The following is a 21,341-nucleotide window of genomic DNA, read 5'->3' as shown; positions in this document are numbered from 1 at the left end:
AGTCTTGGGATAATAAGTAAAGTAAAATTTATATTCCTTGCTCTTCCAGTTCTACAAAAAGATGAACTAACAGAAAACTTCCATCAAATGATTACAATATATAAGGATCTTTAAGATGTTCGAAGAATTAAGAAAGATATCTTTTTACCTTGGTACAGATAAGGAAGCAGAAGGACGCGACCAATTAATTAAATTTATTAACAAAAACTACAAAAATTGCCAGCAAGCTGAAATAATTATTGATTTAATCGTTGCGTATGGGCTTCACCCGTATCTAAAACTATTTAACAATCTTAATGAATTAGCGTCCGCAACCAGCGCAATAGATTTTGAGTTGCACTCCAATGAAAACTTTACATTCCACCCACATCAAAAATATATTTTTGACAAGCTTTATCGAGGTGAAAATGTAATACTATCCGCCCCAACTTCCTATGGCAAAACAAGCATTATTGTAGAATTAATCAAGAAATCACTATGGGATAATATAGTTTTAATTTTTCCAACTTTGGCTTTAGTTGATGAAAATCGGAGAAAAATAAATTCTCTGAACCGGGATCAGGCTCTGGGTTACCAAATATTAACTCAAGTGAGTCAGGAAGCTGGAGAAAGAAATATCTATATAATGACAGCAGAGAGATTTCTTTCCACGCCAATGACTGTTGATGTTGATTTTTTCCTTATTGATGAATTTTATAAACTTGGGTCCTTCCATGATAGTAGAAGAGCTACGCTTAACGTTGCATGGCATAAGCTAAAAAATTCAGGTGCGCAGTATTGTCTACTCGGTCCTTTTATTGATGATTTATCTCCCGCAATAGCTAACACAATAAAAGAAACTTTTATTTCAACAGATATTTCGACGGTAGCAACAGAATATATTGATCGCTCTAATCACAGCGATAGATATAAAGAACTAAAAAAAATCTTGGAAGAAACATATGATGAGTCAACTATTATCTACACAAAATCACCGAAGGCATGTTTAGATCTATCTAACAAAATAATTATAGATTCCACTGAGATTGAGTCGTCATCAAAAGCATATTTATTTGCTGATTGGGTAGAAAGAAATTACATTAAAGATTGGTCTTACCCTAACTCTTTAAAGCATGGTATTGCTTTACATAGCGGTCCATTGCCAAGAAGTTTCCAACGTTTATCAATGAAATTTTTTAACGAGAACCATGTTAAAATATTAATCTGTACTTCAACAATCATTGAAGGGGCGAATACTACCGCTAAGAATATCGTTATCTTTGATAATTTAGTTGCAACACGTAAAATAGACTATTTTACATACAGAAATATATGTGGCAGAAGCGGAAGAATGGGAAAACATTTAGTAGGTAGGGTTTACAATCTAGCTTCGTCGCCTCGTAGTGCACCAACCACAATCGATATTCCAATCGAGACTCAAACACCACAAATCACAGCACAAGAAATAATCCAAATCGACCCGTCCCAAATAAATAAACGCCATATAGAAGTATATAACAATATCAAAAATTCAGATATTCTTCCAATTTCTTTTACTCAGAAATATCCGCATTGGAATCCAGAGATACTCATTGAAACTGCAGATAAAATTATAAAGCTTTCTCGTAAGGACCGAGAAAAACTCTTATGGAAGAGTCTTCCTGATTCAGAAAGCGCTAGTTACACTATTCTTTTTATACTTGCAAATCTTTTACAAGTAAATGCAGGGAGGGCTAACAGAGAAATTGCTATACTAAAAAATATTCTTTATTCAGATTCTTTTTCTTCTTCTGTTCAAAAGCAGATAAAATACACTGCAGCAAAGGATAAAGAAACGGCAATTAAAGATTTAATTAGTTTTAAGAGAAATAATCTTGAGTACCTAATTCCCTCAGCACTTTTGATGTTAAATGAAGTATTAAAATTCTTATACGGCGAAGAATCTTCTAACTATCAACTATTTATTTCGCAAATTGAGAACGCGAGGGGCTTCCATCTTTGCAAATCACTTGAAGAAATAGGACTCCCATCCCCTTTGACTGAGAAGTTGCACGATTTGGGAATTCTTTTGGAGTCTGACTCATTCGAAACTGCATGTAGAAAATTAAAAAATATTGATTTGATTGAAAATATCGACTCAATTTTAGAAGAAATTGAGGTTTTTATCCTGAAGGATGTTATTGATGGAATCTAAAAAAATTAAATTTTAGTATAATAAGCTCAACTATGACTAACACCTTCCCTGCATTCAATAGTGGTGATTTCATATCACAAGTCAGCCGCACTGAAAATATTTTTATACAAATTTTATTCTCGGTGTCGAAAACAATAAATTTGAGATTGAAGGAAGAAATGAACATCCAACAAGTTCCTAATATATTTGTCTGGCAAAGGGCAGGCGCAGAATCTAGCTCAGATTTTCAACAGACTGTTACAATCAAAGAAATACAGAGAGCACAAAATGAAGAAGGTATTTTTCTTTGGGGTGTAGGAAACTCATTTTCTGAAAAAACTCTCGAGTTGCTTCTCGCAAAGAATAGCAAACCACTAGTTCTCTTTACCCATATCATTTCTAAGTTCAGGCCTATTGACGTGGAATCAATTGCAAATGAATACAAAAACATAAGATTTTGGGAGAAGCCGAAAAGCTTGATGGAACTATATTCGACATGCCAGCAGGCGCGCAGGTAGTAACGGATTCTAGTGAGAAAAATAAGAACTACCATTACGCTTTAGTATGTCAAAGTGACAGTCCTTTAAAGATTACTTCCAATGGGCCTAAATTTAATAAGTTAGAATTGCGAAACCTAAATTCAGGTAAGGTGCCTGGTGATCGACAAACAGTTGCTGTTGTTGAATATCGATCACAAAACCTGTCAGCTCCACCTCAATACAAAGTAGAGCTAAAAGCAAATCTTTCCCCCCCCTATATTGTAAAATTTACCAGCGACAATGCTACTCAGTTGAAGTCAGTAAAAATAGATTCCATAACAGGTAAGTATTTTTTTGAGTTAGCGAGTTTCATTTCCTTATATAAATATTTTCTTGTCGAATATAAGATGCGTTTAAACTATTTTATATCCTTTTAAGAACTCGTACACAATCGGCTGGCCCGTCACCACGCCCAGGTCGCCGTCCTCCACTACTACTGCTACCGCTATGTCCTTGTGGACCGCTACCACCCATGAGTGGGTCTTGGGCGGGTTGTCGTTGCCGAACTCGGCGGTGCCGGTCTTGCCCATAGCATCATCGGGGGTAAGGTTCTTGAGGTCTTGCAGGTAGCCCTCCGTAACCACGGCCCGCATGAGGGTGCTCAGTTCCTTGCTCTCAGCCGTCGTCACAGCCTGCGAACCGGTAGGCTTAGCCTCCGCCAGGCTCTGGCCCTTAACCAGTACCGGCTTAACAATCTCACCCTTGGCAGCAGAAGCCGTCATCACAGCCATGGTCAGCGGGGAAACCGTCACTTGGCCCTGCCCAATCATAGAAGCGGCGTGAGTGACCGCATCATCGGTATCGGGCACCGCACCCATGTAGGTGGCAACACCCAGATCTAGCTCCATGCCAAGGCCCAGCCCCTGCGCCGCATTTTGCAGATCCGCCTGGGACACCTTATCGCGCTCATTGATAAAAGCCGTATTGCAGGAATGGGCCATGGCTACCGTCAAAGGCTGCTTGCCCAGGGCGGCAGGGTCATAGCCGGTGGCATTCTTAAAGACGCGCCCTTCCACCTGGGCCGTTTCGCTACAGTTCACCGTGGACTGGGCGGTCATACCCTTGCGGAGCAGAGCCAGTGAGGTCGCAATCTTGAAGGTGGAACCCGGCGCGTACTGGGCCAGCAGAGCCGTGGAATAACCTTCGGAAGCTTCGCCGTTAGCCGCTACCAGCACCTCCCCCGTAGAGACCCGCAGGGCTACCAGCGCGCTGGGCGAGGTCTGGTCTTTAAGCAGATCAACAGCTTTTTGTTGTAAATCAGCATCAAGCGTTGTGGTGAGGTTAGTACCGGAGACAGGTTCAACGCTGGTAAGTTCTTCGGGGGTTCCACCTTCAAGGAGCACGCCCTGTTCATCGAGGTTTATCAGGCTTACACTGTAGCCGTTAGAGCCGGCTAGCAGGCTGTTGAACTTCTCTTGGAGCCCGCCCTTGCCAGTAACATCACCGGCACTCAGCGCACCGTTGGACTTTTCGATGTCCTCAGCGGTTATCTCCCCCACCGTACCAAGGATATCCGGGGCGAACTGGGCACTGGGGGCAAGCTCCTTAGTGGTGCTAACGGTGTGGCTACCGGCAATTACATCAAGCTGGGCACCGTCCAGGGCATCAAAGGCCTCCTGCCGCAGAGTAATAGCAACAACGAACTGCTGTTCCCCGCCGTTTTTGACGGCCTGCACATAGGTATCGGCGTCAATCTCAAGGAGCTTGGCGAGTGCCCGTGCAGAGGCTTCCTGTTCCTGGGCGGTAGTCAGGACTGATTTATCCAGCCCCACAATAACCACCGGGCGTAGGGTGACTAGGAGCTTATCCGAGGCACCCAAAATATCACCGCGCTTTGCCTCTTCGGTCTTAGCGTAAAGCCCCTGCGATTCTTTCAGTTTCGGGTGTACCAGCGCCGGGTCCCAGGTCGGTAACCATTTCTTGTCGGTTTCGGTCAGGGCTACCTGGGTCTCGTACTCCCACTTTTGGTCTGCACCGGGAATAGCCCACGACCAGGCCAACCGAACGGTCTTGCCGCTGTCTGCACTGTCGATTCCGGCAACGGTGACAGTCGGGGTGGACTCCCCTATGTAGGCCACTATCTTCTTGTAGTCATCGGCGGGTGACACGGCACTCTCAGCGGAGAACTCTATCTCGGCTATGTCCTTTTTGCTCAGAGCCTCCGCGAGCTGCCCAGCTAGTTCCTGGGTCGTGTCTTTGGCTGAGCAGGATACGAGGGAAGCGGCCAAGGCTGTTGCACCTAGGCCGAGGAAAAGGTGGCGGCGAGTCAGGGGGAAATCAGTCATACAGCGATTATATGACCTACGCCTCAATTTATCGCTTCATAACAGCAAAAGCCCCGCACCTTAACAAGGTGCGGGGCACTCACTAGAAGCTTTCGGAAAAGCTGATGTTATCCAACGTTACTTCTCACAAGCCACGCCGTCACCATCACGGTCAAGGTGCGAACCGTAGCCGGGTTGTCCTGCATAGATGGGGGCGGCACCGGCTGCTTTGGCTGCACTACAGTTCTTGTAGTAGACCGCAGCAGGAGCAGGTTCAGCCGGTGGCTGGTAGAGAGGCGCGGGCTGGGCAGGCGCAGGATCTTCCACCGCGGGGGCAGGCTGGGGTTCCTCAACAACAGGTGCAGGCTCTTCTTTAACAGCGGGAGATTCTTCCTGAACCGGAACAGATTCTTCTTTCTTGGCGGGGGACTCGGTTGAAGGTGTAGGTGAAGGCTTAGGAGTAGCTTTAGCACCGCATTTCTCAAGCACCTGAATCATCGCGTCTTTTTCAGCCTGCTTTACCCACAAGCCGTACTTAGCTTTAATATCGATTTGCTTACTGATGTAGGTGCAACGGTAGTCCTTGTTGGCTGGCAACCAAGAAGCAGCATCGGAGTCACCCTTCTGCTCATTTGCGGGACCGTCTACGGCAAGGAGGTTAGCGGGATCATTTGCAAACTTTTCGCGCTTGACGGAGTCCCAATCTTTAGCACCGGTTTGCCAGGAATCAGAAAGGGAAACAACGTGGTCAATTTGAACAGTATTTGAGCTGTCTTTACCCTGAGTAAAGTTAATTGTTTTCCCGGTATAGGGATCCTTGAGAACTCCGCTCAAAACCTTACAGCCGTTAGTGCCTGGCTTAACTTTAATTTCGATTAAATCGCGGCGAAGAATGTCATTGCGGGTATCGCAACCGTTGCGGTCAGTGTCAGCCCAAGACTGACCAAAGAGGGCACGGTCATACCCGGTTTTCTCAGCGCGGCCTTTAACTTCCAGAGTGTTGAGCAAGTCAAGGGCGGCCTGGGCCGTTGGCCCCACCTTTGTATCCGAAGCAGGGATAGCTTGAACGTCTACTTCCTTTTCAAGGGCCACAGCCTCTTCACTGGAGCTCGGTGAGGCAGATTCAGATGGCGATACCGATGCGCTCACGCTGGCAGTGCTTGCAACCGCGGATGTATCTGTATTTTTGCTAGGGGAAACAATAGCGCCAATCAGCGCCACAATGATGAGGAAAACAAAACCAATACCGCCACATCCTAAGCAACCCAGGCAAGAGAGGCCGGTCTTTTTACCGGCAGATGCCTGAGCCCAGGAACTTTTAGCCTTATACATTTTTGACATGGGGGGTGTCTCTCGTTGATATATGTGTGTGCGAAGGCAACCAAGATAAAGTTGCCTACAATACTTTAATATATTGAACGAGATGAAAAGTAATTATTCTTTTTTATTACATTACTACCCAGTAACCATCAGGTCTAAAGCTGAATTTTATGCTTATCGGGCTCGTACAATCTCTTCTCGGGCGCGGAGTACCCGGTGGAGGAAGTTCTGCACGGGTGCATCTACTCCGCTCGCTTCTGCGCGCCGGACAATCTCCCCCACCTGGTCATCCAGTTCGGAGGGTCGCCCCTCGGCCAAGTCGTGTTGCATGGACGATGTAGTGCCGGGAGCAAAAACATCGGTGTAAATCGCAAAAGTATCCTGCACGTCCTGTTCGGTGAAGGTAAGGCCGTGTGCACGGGCAACTCTCGCGGTTTCCTGGATAGCTTCGAGCACGAGGTTGCGGGTTGAGTCGTGGGAGCGAGTTTGGCCCACCGTCAGCTGCGATACGGCGCCGACACCGCCGTAGGAGGCAATCAGTGCCAGCTTCTTCCAGAGGGCACGTTGAATATCGCTGGTCGGAGTGATTTCAACCGGTGTCCTCTCAAACATGTCCTGTACACGGCTCAGGCCATCGGAGCTATTTCCGGCCTGGAACTCCCCCACCGTCAGTTGCGCCTCTCGACCCAGTAGGTGAACGGTCTGCGGGCTTTTGCGCTCCACAATGACCACGCAGGTTGAAGCAAGCGTGGGGTTTTTCGGTAGAGTGCGGGCGCAGTGTTCCGGAGCGGTGATACCGTTTTGAACCGTCAACAGCAGGGCCGAGCTGGGAATTTTACCGTCAAGCTCCTCAAGGGCTCCTGGCACCTGCCAGGCCTTAGTAGCAATCAGCACCGCATCAACATCAAGCTGCTCAGTCACATCGGTGAATACGCTGGCAATGCTGACCGACTCCTGACTACCGTCTGCCCGCTGGACGGTAATCTCTGGCTGGCTCCCCGTAGCAAGAGGCCAGGGGCTTCGTGCTTTCAGGTGGATATCGTGACCGGCTTGAGCCAGGGTTGCGGCGAAATAGAGCCCCATGGCTCCTGCACCGTAAATCATGATATTCATATTTACCTATAGTATTCTAAATCACCATGAAAACCCCTTTGCGTGAACCATCATTAACCGGCAATGAAAAAGAGCTTGTCCTGGGCTACCTCAGCTTTCAGCAACAAGTTTTTACACGTAAGATACACAATGAGCACGGGGACCTACTGTCTGATGAAGTGCTTTCCAAGGCTCTTCCACCCAGCACTATGACCCTCAAAGGTATGATCGCCCACCTATGGTTTGTAGAAGACTACTGGCGTCAAGAAGTTCTCCTAGGCCAAAATCTACCCCAGCCCTGGCAATCAATGGACTGGGACACTGACCCAGACGCTGACTGGCACATTAGACTCCCAACCCCTCAGTGTGTCACACACCTACAAGACTCTATGCAGGCAACCCACCGGCTCCTAGAAGCCAGCAACTGGGACCAACTAAGCACAGGTAAACTCAAGGACGGCACCCGCTTCTCCTACCGCTGGGTTGCCCTGCATCTGGTGGAAGAATGGGGCAGGCACCTGGGCCACGCTGATTTGCTCCGAGAAAATATTGACGGGACGGTGGGTGATTGAGGAACCAGCATTCTTGGGTTTCTCGCACCCCCATCGAGCAAGCTCTGCCCCGTCTGAGAGCTAACTGTCAGCATGGAGGCACCCCAAAAGTGCACCCCCACTTCCTTCTTGGGTTCTTCAAGCCTTTTGGGAGCTGCCTAGAGTGCTCAGCTAGGCTAGTAGCGCATTAAAAAGCTCAGAAGTTGAGGGGTGGGTGTAGATACCCTCTCCTAGAGCTTCAGCAGGAATCTTCTGGGTCATGGCCAGGGCTACCGTGTTAATCAGTTCTTGGGAGTCGATGCACCAGAGGGTAGCGCCAAGAATCTGATTGGTCGTCCGGTCTATTACAAACTGGGCGATACCCTCGGGCTGGCCCATTATTTTGGGGCGGGGAACAATCGCCAGGTCAGCGATTGCAGATTCACGCACCTCAATCTCATAGTCTCGGGCTGCTTCCTGGGCGGTAAGTCCCACGGTAGAGAGCGGTGGGTCAATGAAGGTAGTGGCCGGTAGCAGGCGGCCGGTGCGGGTACGGGAGCCATCGCCCCATCGGTGAGACAGCACGATGCGGTGATCATCATAGGAGGCGTAAGTGAACTGGGGTGCACCTGTGACGTCTCCGACCGCGTAAATTCCTTCTACACTGGTGCGACAGTGCTGGTCGACCTTGATCCCCTTTTCGGTGTAGTCGACACCGGCTGCCTCAAGGTTCAGCCCGGCAACTGCGGGACGGCGTCCTGTGGCTACCAGAATAACCTCATCGCCCAGCTGTTCATTGGCCTGCTCTGCGGAAATACGCCGGTCAACAATGGCGATACCCTGAGCTTCTAGGTGCTCACGCACCGCCTGGGCAATGTTCCTGTCCAGGGCGGGTAGAAAGTCACCTTCACCCTTATAGATAGTCACCCTGCTACCGAAGCCAGAGAACATGGTGGCAAACTCAAGACCAATCGGTCCACCGCCAATAACAGCCAGGGTAGCCGGTGTATGCTCAAGCTGCTGGATGCTGGTGGAGTCGTGCAGTCGTCCACCCACCTCAACTCCAGAAGAAGCACCGGTGTTAATAATGATAGTGGATGCCCTGACCTGTACCTGCTCCCCCACCTGCACGGTTGAAGAATCAACGAACCGGGCCGGTCCATCGAGCAGGAGCACGCCCTTGCCCTCCACCATTTTCTGGTTAGCGGCCCTAAGACGGGCGATGAAGCTGTTACGGTCATCTCGTGCCGGCTTAAACTCCCTGCGCTTGTGAGACTGGTTCAACAGGAACTTGGTCGGTACGCAACCAATATTGATGCAGGTACCGCCGTACATTGCGGGGTCTTCTTCCACCAGCGCTACCTTGTCGCCAGCAGCAGCTCGTTTCATGGCGATCGTTTTGCCGGCCTTGCCAAAGCCAAGTACCAGCACATCAACGGTTAACTCTTCCATCCTGCTCCTTACCTCATAGATTTTCTGTGGATTTTCCCTGCCCATCTTACTCCTCTTAACCTCCGCTCCGGTCACCCGGCTGAGGCTCCTAGAAGCCAGCGACTGGAGCCAACTAAGCACAGGTAGGCTCAAGGACGGAGCCCGCTTCTTCTGCCCCCTGGATTGCTCTGTATCTGGTGGAAGAATGGGGCAGGCGCCTGAGCCAGGCTGATTTGCTCCGAGAAAAAATATTGATAGAGCATGGATGATTGGTTCACCTTTGGCAGTGTACAGTATGGTCAAATACAGTGCTTGAAAACACACTTCTAGCCGTCTAGCTATTGCTAGAGCCAGATCAGAAATAAGGTGCAACATGTCAAAAACAGAGTGGAATCTGGGACTAGCCCAACGCAAACCCCTGCCAGGCCTCAACAATCTTGAAGCCCTACGAGAGGACATTCAGGAAACCCTCCACAAGCACCCCCAGCTTGACTTGTTGGTCTACCCCGAAATGCACCTCCAAGATGTCTTTGCCTACCCACCAGATGAACACCGACAACACATGCTGAACTGGGCCACTCCCCTTGACGGGGATCTGGTCAGGGCACTGGGGCAACTGGCCCATGAGTTCAAGATCTGGTTGATTCCCGGCAGTATCAACGAAAGCCACCAAGGAAAGCTCTACAACACTGAGCTCCTCATAGCACCCAGCGGTCACCTACAGGCGGCCTACCGTAAGATGTTCCCCTGGAGACCCCACGAACCCCATGACTACGGCAGGGAGTTTATTACCAGCACAATTATGCACCCCAGCCAAGTGTCAGATTCGGCAGCAGCTGGACAAGATCAATCCAGCCTGACTCTAGGGCTCTCAAATTGCTACGACACCTGGTTCCCTGAGCACAGCAGACATCTAAGCTGGCTAGGGGCCCAGGCTATTATCAACATAGTCAAAACAACCAGTGATGACCGTCAACAAGAACTCACCCTTGCACAAGCCAACGCCATCAGTAACCAGATCTACTTCTTCAGCGTCAATTGCGCTGAGCCGCTAGGGCGAGGCGGCAGTATCGCCGTAGATCCAGAAGGAAAGATTCTAGCCCAGGCAGCAGGTGGAGAGGAAACGCTCCTTGTCCAATACTCGCAGGAGGTTTTAGACAGGGTAAGGCAAGAAGGCACCTGCGGAACCAACCGTATCTGGCATCAGTTCACCCCCCAAGACCCACCCATCGCACTACCCATGTACAGCGGACAAATTAACCCTGCAACCTGGGCACCTTCCGTACAAGGAGCGCACTCATGACAGAAAATAGCCAAGCACGGCTACCTCAAACCCTCAAATTACCCTCCCTAGTAATTTTTGGTCTGGCCTACCTTACCCCGCTCATCGTCCTCGGAATCTTTGGAGTTATCGCCTCCACTACCCAAGGGGCTAGCTCAGGGGCATACCTTATTGCTCTGCTAGCAATGCTCTTTACTGCCAACAGTTACAGTAGGTTAGCCGGTATCTACCCAGAAGCGGGCTCTGCCTACACCTACGTCCGTAAGATCTTAGGCAACCGCATAGGGTTTTTGGTCGGTTGGCTCACTCTCCTCGATTATCTTTTCCTGCCCATGGTGATCTGGCTAATTGGCGGGGCCTACCTCAACGCCCAATTCCCAGATATCCCAACCGCCCTGTGGATTATCCTATTCGTCCTCATTACCACAGCTCTGAATATCATTGGGATTAAAGTAGCCGATAAGGTCAATCTAATTCTCATGGCCTTCCAGATCCTGGTGCTGGTCATATTCGTCGTGCTCACCTGCTTGACCCTGGCAGGGGCATCGCAGAACCTCTTAAGCCTGGCGCCTTTTACGGGTGGATCTAATTCAAACTTTGCGCTCATCACCGCAGGCGCCGCCATTGCAGCATATTCTTTCTTAGGCTTCGACGCGGTAACGACCCTAGCCGAAGAAACACATGAGGCTGAAAAAACCGTACCCAGAGCTATCTTCTTTGTTGCTCTAATTGGAGGTGCAATCTTTATCGTCGTTTCATACTTTGGCCAGCTGGTGCACCCCGGCGGTATCTTCGAAAATGTAGATTCTGCTGGGTTTGAAATTGCCAAGACCGTAGGAGGCAACCTCTTTGCCTCTATCTTCGTTGCGGCGCTCATTATTGCTCAGTTTACTTCAGGTATCGCAGCCCAGGCAGCAGGTAGTCGCCTGCTCTTCGCTATGGGGCGAGATAAAATGCTACCCTCCAAAATCTTTGGTTTTTTGAGCCGCCGCACACAGACCCCCGTCTACAGCATCATCACCATCGGCCTTGTCGGCGCTCTAGCCGTTTTCCTTGACCTTACTACCTCTACCTCTTTCATTAATTTCGGTGCCTTTGTCTCCTTCACCATGGTCAATATCTCCCTCATCCTTTTGTGGGCGCAGTCAAAGAAAAATGCAGGCCACCAAGGCAGGTTAGTCCGAGACCTGGTGGCACCCACCATCGGCGCCCTGGTTATCGTCTACCTGTTGCTACAGCTAGACGGCGCCGCTATCAGGCTGGGTCTTATCTGGTTGGGCTTAGGGCTCTTGCTCCTAGCCGTTAAGACTCGTTTCTTCACCCACAACCCACCGGAATTTTTAGCTGAATAGCCCACTAACCCCAGATACATGGAGCTACTTAGAGGAAAAGTCCCTTACCCCGCGCTCAGCGGGATAAGGGACTTTTGGCTCAGAAAAGAAGCACAGCTGCTGGCAACAATTTAGATGTTGAAGCCCAGGGCTCTCATCTGGTCACGGCCGTCTTCGGTAATGCGCTCTGGGCCCCACGGGGGCATCCAGACCCAGTTAACATGCCACTCATCAATCATGGTTTCCAGGTTCTGAGCAACCTGTTCCTCGATGACGTCCTGTAGGGGGCAGGCTGCGGTGGTTAGGGTCATATCCAGCACCAGGGCACCTTCATCGTTCCAGCGCATACCGTACAGCAAGCCCAAATCTACGATATTGATCCCTAGCTCGGGGTCAATCACGTTCATGAGGGCTTCCTCAATCTCTTCTTGGCTGGGGGCACCAGCGGGAGCCTCAGACATTGCAGTCACCTTTCGTAAGCGGTTTGGTGGGCTTACTTAGCGGCTAGGTAGCGCTCGTAGCCTTCTTCTTCCAGGCGGTCTGCCAGTTCGGAGCCGCCCTGGTCTACCATCTTGCCATCTACGAAAACGTGCACGAACTGCGGCTTGATGTAGCGCAAGATTCGGGTGTAGTGGGTAATGAGCATGACGCCCATATCGTTCTCGGCGTGAGCGCGGTTAACACCCTCAGAGACGACCTTGAGTGCATCAACATCCAGGCCGGAGTCGGTTTCGTCCAGGATGCCGAACTTGGGCTTGAGTAGTTCCAGTTGCAGAATCTCGTGGCGCTTCTTTTCGCCACCTGAGAAGCCTTCGTTGACGTTACGGCTAATGAAGTCCGGATCAATGGAGAGGTTCTCCATCGCTGCCTTAACATCTTTGGTCCAGGTGCGCAGGGCAGGTGCTTCGCCGTCAACAGCGGTCTTAGCTGAGCGTAGGAAGTTGCTCATAGTGACACCGGGGATTTCAACGGGGTACTGCATAGCCAGGAAGAGGCCAGCACGTGCACGCTCATCGACCGACATTTCAGTGACGTCTTCGCCATCAAGCAGGATCTGACCGGAATCGATCTGGTATTTGGGGTGACCGGCGATAGTGGAAGCCAGGGTTGACTTGCCTGAGCCGTTGGGGCCCATAATGGCGTGGATTTCGCCAGAGTTGATGGTCAGGTTGACGCCCTTCAGGATGGGCTTGGTGTTGTCGTCATCGAGGATGACTGAAACGTGTAGGTCCTTGATTTCAAGGGTTGCCATGAGTTGTTTCTCCTAGAGAGGTAAAGCTTTAGTTATTGGATAGCGCGAGTTCGGCTTCAAGTGCCGCGAAGAGCTGTTCTTCGAGCTCGTCAATGCGGATCTGCTGGATAATCTCGTTGAGGAAGCCACGAACGACCAGGCGGCGGGCTTGATCTTCGGGGATACCTCGAGCCTGCAGGTACCAGAGGTGATCTTCATCGAGCTGGCCGGTGGTGGAAGCATGGCCGGCGCCCTCGATGAGGCCGGTTTCGATTTCCAGGTTGGGCACAGAGTCGGCGCGGGGGCCGTCTTCCAGAATCAGGTTTCGGTTGAGCTCGTAGGTGTCGGTGCCTTCGGCGTCCTTACCGATCAGAACGTCACCCACCCATACAGAGCGCGCGCCCTTGCCCTGCAGTGCACCCTTGTAGGTGACGCGGGACTTGCAGTTGGGCACGGTGTGCGCAACGAACAGGCGGTTTTCCATATGCTGGTTGGCATCGACAAAGTAGAGGCCGTACATCTCAGTTTCAGCGCCGGGGGCGGTGAACTTGGTGGAGGGGGTAACTCGGACGAGGTCGCCGCCCAGGCTGATGTTGATGTGCTTAAACTTGGCGTCGCGCCCCAGTGAAGCGTACTGGGCTGAGGCGTGGATTGCGTCCTTCTCCCACTGCTGGAGGGTGATGACGGTCAGGGAGGACGAGTCGCCCACCTTGAACTCCACGTTCTGTGAGAGCACAGCGCTACCGGTGTGGCGCAGAACCACAAGGGCCTTGGAGAAAGGCTTAGTTTCGATAAAGAGGTGCTGAGCGGACGGGTCCTTGTGGGTTCCCTCGATATTGACCTCGATGCGCTCGGTCAGCTCGGCTTCTGCGGGGACGGTAATAGCGGTTGCCTGGGCGAAAGCGCTCCACGCGTTTGCCGCTACACGGTCCTCGGGGATGCCGGCGGACCCGATACGGGCATCGGTGCGCTCGACGGTTTCTACCTGGACTTCGGCGGGAGCGGTGACCTGCGTAGCGGGTGCCTCACCGGTCAGCTGCTCGGTGTGCAGGCCACCCAGCCGCTTAAGGGGGGTAAAACGCCAGTCTTCTTCACGGCCTGTTAGGGCGGGGAAGTCCTCTACCTTAAAGGAGGTCTTGCGCTCGGCGCGCGAAGCGTCGATTTCTACCTTGTCGGTGTTGTGCTGAGAGACGCGGATGGTGTCGTCGGTGGCCAGCTCTGATGCCAGCTTTTCACCTTCCTGGTCCATACCGGGAATGAGGGGGTTGTTGTGCCCCTGGTTTGCTTCGTTAGCCATAATTTAGCCTACGGATCCTTCCATCTGGAGTTCGATCAGGCGGTTGAGTTCTAGGGCGTATTCCATGGGGAGCTCGCGGGCGATGGGCTCTACGAAGCCGCGAACAATCATAGCCATGGCTTCGTCCTCGGGCAGGCCACGCTGCTGGAGGTAGAAGAGCTGCTCTTCAGAAACACGGGAGACGGTCGCTTCGTGGCCCATGGTGACGTCGTCTTCGCGGATATCTACGTAAGGGTAGGTATCTGAGCGGGAGATGGTGTCCACCAGCAGGGCGTCACAGACCACGGAGCTCTTAGCTCGTGAGGCACCTTCACGGACCTGAACCAGGCCTCGGTAGGCCGCACGGCCGCCGTTACGAGCTACCGACTTGGAGACGATAGTTGATGAGGTGTTGGGGGCGATGTGCACCATCTTGGAACCGGTGTCCTGGTGCTGGCCTTCACCGGCGAATGCGATGGATAGGGTCTCGCCTTTAGCCTGTTCACCGACCATGTATACGGCGGGGTACTTCTGGGTGACCTTTGAGCCGATATTGCCGTCAATCCATTCCATGGTTGCGCCCTCGTGAGCGATAGCGCGCTTGGTCACAAGGTTGTAGACGTTGTTGGACCAGTTCTGAATGGTGGTGTAACGAACGCGAGCGTTCTTCTTGACAACAATTTCAACCACAGCGGAGTGCAGTGAGTCGGTCTTGTAGATGGGGGCGGTGCAACCCTCAATGTAGTGAACGTAGGAGCCTTCATCGGCAATGATGAGGGTACGCTCGAACTGGCCCATGTTCTCGGTGTTAATACGGAAGTAGGCCTGCAGAGGGATTTCTACGTGGACTCCCGGGGGAACATAGACGAAGGAGCCACCGGACCATACAGCTGTGTTCAGCGCTGCAAACTTGTTATCGCCGGCGGGGATAACGGAGCCGAAGTATTCCTCGAAGAATTCGGGGTGCTCTTTGAGGGCGGTATCGGTATCCAAGAAGATGACGCCCTGGGCTTCAAGGTCTTCACGGATCTGGTGGTAGACAACCTCAGACTCGTACTGAGCGGCAACACCAGCGACGAGGCGGTTACGTTCTGCCTCGGGGATACCCAACTTTTCGTAGGTGTTACGGATGTCTTCGGGCAGTTCTTCCCAGGTTTCTGCCTGTCGTTCGGTGGAGCGAACGAAGTACTTGATGTTGTCGAAGTCGATATCCGACAGATCAGCGCCCCAGCTGGGCATGGGTTTGCGGTCGAAGAACTTGAGAGCCTTTAGGCGGAGGTCAAGCATCCACTGGGGTTCGCTCTTCTTGCCTGAAATGTCGCGCACGACATCTTCGTCCAGACCACGCTTTGCAGCCTGGCCCGCTTCATCTGAATCGGCCCAGCCGTACTCGTAGGTACCGATACCTTCGAGTTCGGGGTTTGCCTCCAGAATCTCTGAAATGACGGTGTTGTTGGCCTTGCGCTCAACCTGTTCAGTCATTACGGCCTTTCTTGGTGGGTTGGTTTTCGCTGGGTGGCCAGCGAAATCTTCTTCTCTCCGGGCTTGACCTCTTGTGGCGGGTAAGGCCCGGTGGGAAAGTCTATTGGTTTCTATCAGCGGTGGTAGCTCTTGCGTCTTGCTCGGTGAGCTGAGTGGCCGCTGCCCGCCCCAGCGGAATGTGGGTGGTGCAGACGTGGGCGCCATTGGCCATGGTTGAAAGCCTGCGCACGTCAACTCCCAGGAGGTCGGAAATAATCTCTGTTTCCTGGTCGCAGAAAACGCTGAAGTCTTCGGCGAGGTCCCTGACCGGGCAGTGCCCCTGGCAGAGCTGAATGGATGCAAGCAGGTGGTCGGGGAGCTTGGTGCGAGAGCCTGGGCGTGCCGGGCTCATCTCTTGGGCAGTGGCCACAAAGCCGTCTCGAGTCATGGCTTCAGCCAGGGCTTCAGCTCGGGCTGATACATCGTCTCCCGCTGCTTCAACAACCGGGCGGTAGCGTTCTGCCATCTCGTGGGCCCGCGCGCTGGCGAATTGACGGAGCGCGCTCTCCCCTACGGCATCTTTGAGCATGGTGAGGGCATCGCGGGCAATGTCCAAGTAGTCGTTGCCCAGTTCGCTGTGGCCGCGGGGTGCTATGACGTAGCGCCGGGCGGGACGACCAGCGCCTGCCCCGTGTTGTCGGTGGCTGGCAACCTCAATGAGGTTATCTTTTTCAAGGGCGTCAAGGTGACGGCGTACAGCTGCCGGGGTAAGGCTGAGTAGCTCACCCAGTTTGGCCGCAGAAACAGGGCCGTGAGTGAGAACTCCTTGCAGAACGCGATCGCGGGTGCGTTCCTCTGTTTCTGCAGGGCGCGTTGTCTTTACGGACACAGTGCTGCCTTTCTCTGCGGAATACACCAATAAAGTATGTCGTAATTGGCCGACATTAAGCTAGTAAGGTCACCCTATTTAACGGGGTACAGTTGGTCACATTTATTATGAGTTTCTCATATTAACCTCTTATTTGCCCGCTAAAGTAGGAGTCATCGACCGCGGGCGGTCAAAGTTAGCTGAGAAAGTTGTTTCAAACGCCCAGCTAGACCTCAACATCCTCTGGAAGCCACTAGAATGGACGGGTGATTACACACTCCCATAGCCCCGGCACCGCCTGCCCTCAAGAAAACCCAGCTCACCAGAGCTCACCTGCTCTCATGATTGACGGGCTGGTCAAGGACTTCTCCCCTTCAAAGGCATACGCACGCCAGCACCCAGATGCCCTCACTGACACTGGTCTTAAGCGCGCGGTCAATGGCCTTTCCCTAGAAATTCATAGGGGGCAGGTAACCGTCCTATTAGGTGCCAATGGTGCTGGCAAAACGACTACCCTTGCATGCGCCCAGGGCCTGCTCAATCCTGATGCTGGGACTATCTCCTTGCTGGGCCAGAACCCCTGGGGAGCTTCCCCCGACTTGCGTGCTAGGGTTGGCATTATGCTTCAGGACGGCGGCCTACCTCCGGCTGTTAGGCCTATCCCCCTTCTTAAGCATGTCGCCCGCATGTACTCCGACCCCTTGAACGTCGATGAAATAGCCAGGCGATTGGGAATTGACGCTTTCAACGGAACCACTATTCGCAGATTATCCGGCGGCCAGAAACAAAGGGTTGCCCTGGCAGCAGCACTTATTGGACGTCCAGAGGTTCTTTTTCTCGATGAGCCAACCGCTGGCCTCGATCCGCAATCACGGGCCGTTGTCTTCGACATTATTCGTGAACAGCGCCAGGCCGGTGTCGCGGTTATCTTGACCACCCACCTGCTCGATGATGCCCAGCGAATTGCCGACTATGTGTACATGATTGAACGCGGTTCAGTGGTTCTCTCTGGGACTATGGACCGGGTGCTTATGGCTGGTAGCCAGGCAGAAAAGACCCTGACCTTCACTGCTCTGCCCGGCCTGACCAGCAGCCTTATCTTTACCCCCGCTCAGGCTCAGCAGATCACCCTACTTGAAGAATCGTCTGGCTTCTACCGGCTAGTCGGGGACATCACCCCCCAGCATCTGGCGGAGCTGACGGCTTACTGGGCTAAACACAAGATCATGCCCGGTGAATTTGAACTGGCTAACCGCTCCCTCGAAGACGTATTCCTTGAACTAGCAGGCAGAGAAATCCGATGAGCACTACAGCACCCAAAACCCAACAGGCCACAGCCGCTTCCTCCCCTGCGCGCATTCTTGCTCAGGGCCGTTTTGAAACCCTGGCTATGCTCAAAAATGGTGAACAGCTCATGCTCAATGTCGCTTTCCCAGTCATGGCGATTTTGGCCCTCAACTTCACTGGCTTCCTAGACCCCTGGGCACAGCGGTACGGGGTAGCCCGTATCGACGTTGCTATCCCCGGTGTGCTTGCCCTGTGTGTTCTCTCCACGGCGCTCTCAGGTCAGGGCATCGCCACAGGCTTCGACCGCCGCTACGGTGTTCTCCGATTTATTTCCACCACTCCGCTGGGGCGCGGCGGGCTGGTAGCCGGCAAGGTACTGGCCGTACTTTCGGTCCTCCTCATTCAGTACCTGCTGGTAGGTGCGCTCGGGCAGCTTCTTGGATGGACGGCAACTATCCCCGGTCTACTGCTCTCAGCCCCAACACTCCTACTGGGCGCGGCCTGCTTCACCTCCCTAGGACTCCTCATAGCTGGTACTGTCAGGGCTGAAGCCACCCTAGCAATTGTCAATATGGCCTGGGTCATCCTGGCAGGTGCAGGCGGTATCCTTATTCCCACCGACCGTTACCCGGCATGGCTCTCGCAGCTGATCGACCTCCTGCCCTCAGCGGCACTCGGTAATGCTCTACGCGGGGATTTTGTGGGCCACCAGTTCCTCCTGGTACCTCACATTATTTTGATTCTGAGCACCGTGCTCTTTGGCGCTCTGGCCGTCCGTTTCTTCAAATGGTCTGCCTAAGACCACCCTCCACCAGTGAAAGAAAAGTTCATGACTAGCAGGAACTCATCTACCCCCTCATCTGAGAGAGCTCAGCGGCTACCAGTAGCTAGCAAGGTCATACCCCGCAGCTATACCCCCTGGATTAAAAAAACAGCCTGGGCTTTAGCTATCGCCAATATCTTCTTGATTATCTCCGGTGGCGTTGTTCGTCTCACGGGCTCAGGGCTGGGCTGTGACACCTGGCCTAAGTGCACCTCCGATGGATCCTGGACAACCACCCCCGAAATGGGCATCCACGGCTTGGTGGAGTTCGGTAACCGCCTCCTGACTTTTGTGCTGGTTATTATCACAATTGTCGCTTTTATCGCTATCCTGGGCATCGTTTTCCCTCAGCGGGTCAGCGCCGGTTTCTTCGTCAAAAAGCTCATCTTTGGTGCCCGTGCCCACGAGTCCCGCTATGCGGACCTCTTCAATCTCACTTTGCTTCTGCTCTGGGGCATCCCCGTCCAAGCGGTTGTCGGTGGTATTTCTGTCTGGCAGAAACTCAACCCCTGGATGGTCACGGCCCATTACATCCTGTCGGCAATCATGATTGCACTTGCGGCTATCTATCTCAATCGTATTTACCGGTACTTTGGTGGTACTGCTCAGGCTGAGGGGTTGGCGGCAGAGGCACCTCGTGAAGGCTCAGGCCTTATGCGGGTCCTCGGCTGGCTAGGCTTCGCTCTGGTTGCCGCACTCATCTTTATGGGTACCGTGACCACAGGTACCGGACCTCACGCTGGTGATGCTGAAACCCACCGTCATGCTTTTGACCCTGTGCTGGTAACCCGACTCCACGGAACCCTAGTCTGGACCTACTGCGCCACGGTCTTGGCTTTCTTCGTATTGGTCCGTAAATACGCTCTAGCCCCGATCTTCACCAAGTCCCTTTTCTGGGTTCTGCTTGTTTTGGGCTACCAGGCAGTTGTGGGCTACACCCAGTACTTCAACGGCCTACCTGCCTGGCTGGTTGAGTTCCACCTGATTGGGTCAGGTATCTTCTCTCTAGCCGCTGCGTCGCTTATTGAGCGTCAGCTGGTTCTATCCAGTGCAGCCTCCCGCAAGCGTGCACTGGAGCGTATCAGCTAGGCCACGACTGAATGCAAAAAATGGGGGCCCAGCCTGCAGCGAGCAGGCCGGGCCCCAATTTTATTCTGTCTTGCGCTTATATTGACAGAACAGCTGAACCCACAAAAGGATCAATAGCCAGAGCAATGAAAAGTACAGTCAAGTAGGTAATGGAACCGTGGAAGACCACCATGGCAGTTCGGCTCGTAGCCTGTTCTTTGAGGGCCAGAGCATGAAGCTTGTGGCAGTGGTAGAGAAACCAGGCACCAATCAGCAAGGCGGCAATCGTATACACCCAGCCTGCTCCCCCCAAGGGAATCAGCAGCAGGGAACAAATCACCATAGCCCATCCATAGAGAACGACTTGGACAGAGACACTCTTAGCAGAGTCTGTGGCTCCTAGCATGGGAATACCGGCGGCACGGTAGTCCTCGGCATATTTCATGGAGAGAGGCCAGTAGTGCGGGGGTGTCCAGAGGAAAATCACCATGAAGAGCACAAGAGCGGCCCAGGAAATGGTGTTTTCGACAGCGGCCCAGGCGATGAATACCGGCATGCACCCGGCAAGGCCGCCCCAAACGATATTTTGTTTGGTGCGTTTCTTGAGCCAGAGCGAGTAGAAGACGACATAGAGGAAAATTGCGACTAGGCCCAGAGCTGCGGCTAGCGGGTTCACCAAGAAGTAGAGGTAAATAATCGAAATAACCGATAGCACCCAAGCGAATACCAGGGCTTGGCGGTCAGTGAGCTCACCGGTGACCAAGGGGCGCTTCTCGGTACGCTTCATCAGTCGGTCGGCATCGCGGTCGATGTAGCAGTTAAAGGCACACGAGGCACCGGCAGCCAGGGATCCACCGATCATGGTGTTGAGAACGAGCCAGAGATTGGGGAAGCCCCCCGCAGCAAAGATCATGGTGGGTGCTGTTGTCACCAAAAGGAGTTCGATAATCTGAGGCTTAGTCAGATGAATGTACGCCTTCACCTTGCGCATCAGGGAAATCTGGCCGGGTACAACCGACTCAGGTGCTGTAGAGCGCACCTTATCGCGGTCAATCACGGTGTTGATGCCATGGCCCTTCACGTATACTGACTTCCCTTACAGGTCGAGTGTCGTGCTCTTATAACTACCTACCGGTAGTGGTATTCACTATGTGAAATTCCCGGTGATTTCGTGGCGCATGCCCACTCAATCTTTTTATGGCCAGCTGTTACACCAAGTTACCCAGTTTTTAGTGTTTTGGGTCACTTATGAGGGGTGTAAAAATCGTTTGCAAGCAGGCCAAAAGAGCTTTTGTTCAAATTACATCGTATAACGACAGGGCAGGCTGTGCCTAATGTTGCCCGGGTGCCCTTTAGCACCTCCGTCCGCCCACAGGCGAACCCGGC

General features: G+C 52.5%; 19 protein-coding genes. 9 read left to right on the top strand and 10 right to left on the bottom strand.

Annotated features, from left to right (window positions below):
* Positions 1–115: 115 nt before the first annotated feature.
* The 3 genes from ACN08Y_RS04405 to ACN08Y_RS04395 are packed head-to-tail and all read left to right on the top strand — an operon-like array spanning position 116 to position 3,068.
* On the top strand, positions 116–2,173 hold the full coding sequence (locus ACN08Y_RS04405) for a DEAD/DEAH box helicase (protein ID WP_419111950.1): 2,058 nt from the start codon (positions 116–118) through the stop codon (positions 2,171–2,173).
* Positions 2,174–2,205: 32 nt separating this feature from the next.
* Positions 2,206–2,670 (top strand): hypothetical protein, encoded by a 465-nt coding sequence (locus ACN08Y_RS04400; RefSeq protein ID WP_419111949.1) that lies wholly within the window; start codon positions 2,206–2,208, stop codon positions 2,668–2,670.
* The gene (locus ACN08Y_RS04395) at positions 2,649–3,068 is read left to right on the top strand and encodes a hypothetical protein (RefSeq protein ID WP_419111948.1); all 420 of its coding nucleotides are present in this window, start codon (positions 2,649–2,651) and stop codon (positions 3,066–3,068) included. Before ACN08Y_RS04400 ends, ACN08Y_RS04395 begins: the two co-directional genes overlap by 22 nt.
* On the opposite strand, the gene ACN08Y_RS04390 is transcribed toward ACN08Y_RS04395, so the two are convergent.
* The 3 genes from ACN08Y_RS04390 to ACN08Y_RS04380 form a co-directional block, all read right to left on the bottom strand.
* Entirely contained in the window at positions 3,045–4,976 is a 1,932-nt protein-coding gene (locus tag ACN08Y_RS04390; protein WP_419111947.1) for a penicillin-binding transpeptidase domain-containing protein, read from the bottom strand. The genes ACN08Y_RS04395 and ACN08Y_RS04390 overlap by 24 nt on opposite strands.
* A 117-nt stretch (positions 4,977–5,093) precedes the next feature.
* The gene (locus tag ACN08Y_RS04385) at positions 5,094–6,296 is read right to left on the bottom strand and encodes a GmrSD restriction endonuclease domain-containing protein (RefSeq protein ID WP_419111946.1); all 1,203 of its coding nucleotides are present in this window, start codon (positions 6,294–6,296) and stop codon (positions 5,094–5,096) included.
* A 153-nt stretch (positions 6,297–6,449) separates the two neighbouring features.
* Positions 6,450–7,388: a ketopantoate reductase family protein gene (locus ACN08Y_RS04380; RefSeq protein ID WP_419111945.1), complete on the bottom strand. Its 939-nt coding sequence runs from the start codon at positions 7,386–7,388 to the stop codon at positions 6,450–6,452.
* Between the two features lie 26 nt (positions 7,389–7,414).
* On the opposite strand from ACN08Y_RS04380, the gene ACN08Y_RS04375 reads away from it, so the two are divergent.
* A complete protein-coding gene (locus ACN08Y_RS04375; RefSeq protein ID WP_419111944.1) occupies positions 7,415–7,939 on the top strand; it encodes a DUF664 domain-containing protein in 525 nt (174 codons plus the stop codon).
* Between the two features lie 150 nt (positions 7,940–8,089).
* On the opposite strand, the gene ACN08Y_RS04370 is transcribed toward ACN08Y_RS04375, so the two are convergent.
* Entirely contained in the window at positions 8,090–9,349 is a 1,260-nt protein-coding gene (locus ACN08Y_RS04370; RefSeq protein ID WP_419105262.1) for an FAD-dependent oxidoreductase, read from the bottom strand.
* A 352-nt stretch (positions 9,350–9,701) separates the two neighbouring features.
* Here ACN08Y_RS04370 and ACN08Y_RS04365 point away from each other — a divergent pair, with 352 nt between their 5' ends.
* Together ACN08Y_RS04365 and ACN08Y_RS04360 are read left to right on the top strand one after the other, a co-directional pair.
* Positions 9,702–10,631 (top strand): carbon-nitrogen hydrolase family protein, encoded by a 930-nt coding sequence (locus tag ACN08Y_RS04365; RefSeq protein WP_419111943.1) that lies wholly within the window; start codon positions 9,702–9,704, stop codon positions 10,629–10,631.
* On the top strand, positions 10,628–11,962 hold the full coding sequence (locus ACN08Y_RS04360; RefSeq protein WP_419110476.1) for an APC family permease: 1,335 nt from the start codon (positions 10,628–10,630) through the stop codon (positions 11,960–11,962). The genes ACN08Y_RS04365 and ACN08Y_RS04360 overlap by 4 nt, the downstream gene beginning before the upstream one ends.
* Positions 11,963–12,072: 110 nt before the next feature.
* Here the strand turns inward: ACN08Y_RS04360 and ACN08Y_RS04355 are convergent, their stop codons facing one another.
* The 5 genes from ACN08Y_RS04355 to ACN08Y_RS04335 all read right to left on the bottom strand — a co-directional run bounded on the left by ACN08Y_RS04355 (position 12,073) and on the right by ACN08Y_RS04335 (position 16,798).
* Positions 12,073–12,402, bottom strand: coding sequence for a metal-sulfur cluster assembly factor (locus tag ACN08Y_RS04355; RefSeq protein WP_419099760.1), 330 nt, complete (start codon positions 12,400–12,402; stop codon positions 12,073–12,075).
* 32 nt (positions 12,403–12,434) lie between these two features.
* The gene (gene sufC, locus ACN08Y_RS04350) at positions 12,435–13,193 is read right to left on the bottom strand and encodes a Fe-S cluster assembly ATPase SufC (protein ID WP_419099761.1); all 759 of its coding nucleotides are present in this window, start codon (positions 13,191–13,193) and stop codon (positions 12,435–12,437) included.
* Positions 13,194–13,221: 28 nt separating this feature from the next.
* The gene (sufD, locus tag ACN08Y_RS04345) at positions 13,222–14,469 is read right to left on the bottom strand and encodes a Fe-S cluster assembly protein SufD (protein ID WP_419099762.1); all 1,248 of its coding nucleotides are present in this window, start codon (positions 14,467–14,469) and stop codon (positions 13,222–13,224) included.
* A gap of 3 nt (positions 14,470–14,472) precedes the next feature.
* On the bottom strand, positions 14,473–15,930 hold the full coding sequence (gene sufB, locus ACN08Y_RS04340; protein WP_419099763.1) for a Fe-S cluster assembly protein SufB: 1,458 nt from the start codon (positions 15,928–15,930) through the stop codon (positions 14,473–14,475).
* Positions 15,931–16,030: 100 nt separating this feature from the next.
* Positions 16,031–16,798 carry a helix-turn-helix transcriptional regulator gene (locus ACN08Y_RS04335; RefSeq protein ID WP_419110478.1) on the bottom strand — a complete coding sequence of 256 codons (768 nt, stop codon included), beginning with the start codon at positions 16,796–16,798 and terminating at the stop codon, positions 16,031–16,033.
* 320 nt (positions 16,799–17,118) lie between these two features.
* Here ACN08Y_RS04335 and ACN08Y_RS04330 point away from each other — a divergent pair, with 320 nt between their 5' ends.
* Genes ACN08Y_RS04330 through ACN08Y_RS04320 form a run of 3 tightly spaced genes read left to right on the top strand, consistent with a single transcriptional unit; the run spans position 17,119 to position 19,976 of the window.
* Positions 17,119–18,081, top strand: a complete 963-nt coding sequence (locus ACN08Y_RS04330) for an ABC transporter ATP-binding protein (RefSeq protein WP_419112051.1) — start codon at positions 17,119–17,121, stop codon at positions 18,079–18,081.
* Positions 18,078–18,863, top strand: a complete 786-nt coding sequence (locus tag ACN08Y_RS04325) for an ABC transporter permease (RefSeq protein ID WP_419099765.1) — start codon at positions 18,078–18,080, stop codon at positions 18,861–18,863. The genes ACN08Y_RS04330 and ACN08Y_RS04325 overlap by 4 nt, the downstream gene beginning before the upstream one ends.
* Positions 18,864–18,893: 30 nt before the next feature.
* Entirely contained in the window at positions 18,894–19,976 is a 1,083-nt protein-coding gene (locus ACN08Y_RS04320; RefSeq protein ID WP_419111942.1) for a COX15/CtaA family protein, read from the top strand.
* Between the two features lie 76 nt (positions 19,977–20,052).
* On the opposite strand, the gene ACN08Y_RS04315 is transcribed toward ACN08Y_RS04320, so the two are convergent.
* The gene (locus ACN08Y_RS04315) at positions 20,053–20,994 is read right to left on the bottom strand and encodes a heme o synthase (protein ID WP_419099810.1); all 942 of its coding nucleotides are present in this window, start codon (positions 20,992–20,994) and stop codon (positions 20,053–20,055) included.
* Between the last annotated feature and the right edge of the window lie 347 nt (positions 20,995–21,341).

Origin of the sequence: Rothia sp. P5764 (assembly GCF_048512965.1) — a bacterium.
In the GTDB taxonomy this organism is placed as follows: Bacteria; Actinomycetota; Actinomycetes; order Actinomycetales; family Micrococcaceae; genus Rothia.
The sequence above is the reverse complement of the archived record's forward strand: the minus strand, read 5'-3'. Positions and strand labels throughout refer to the sequence as shown.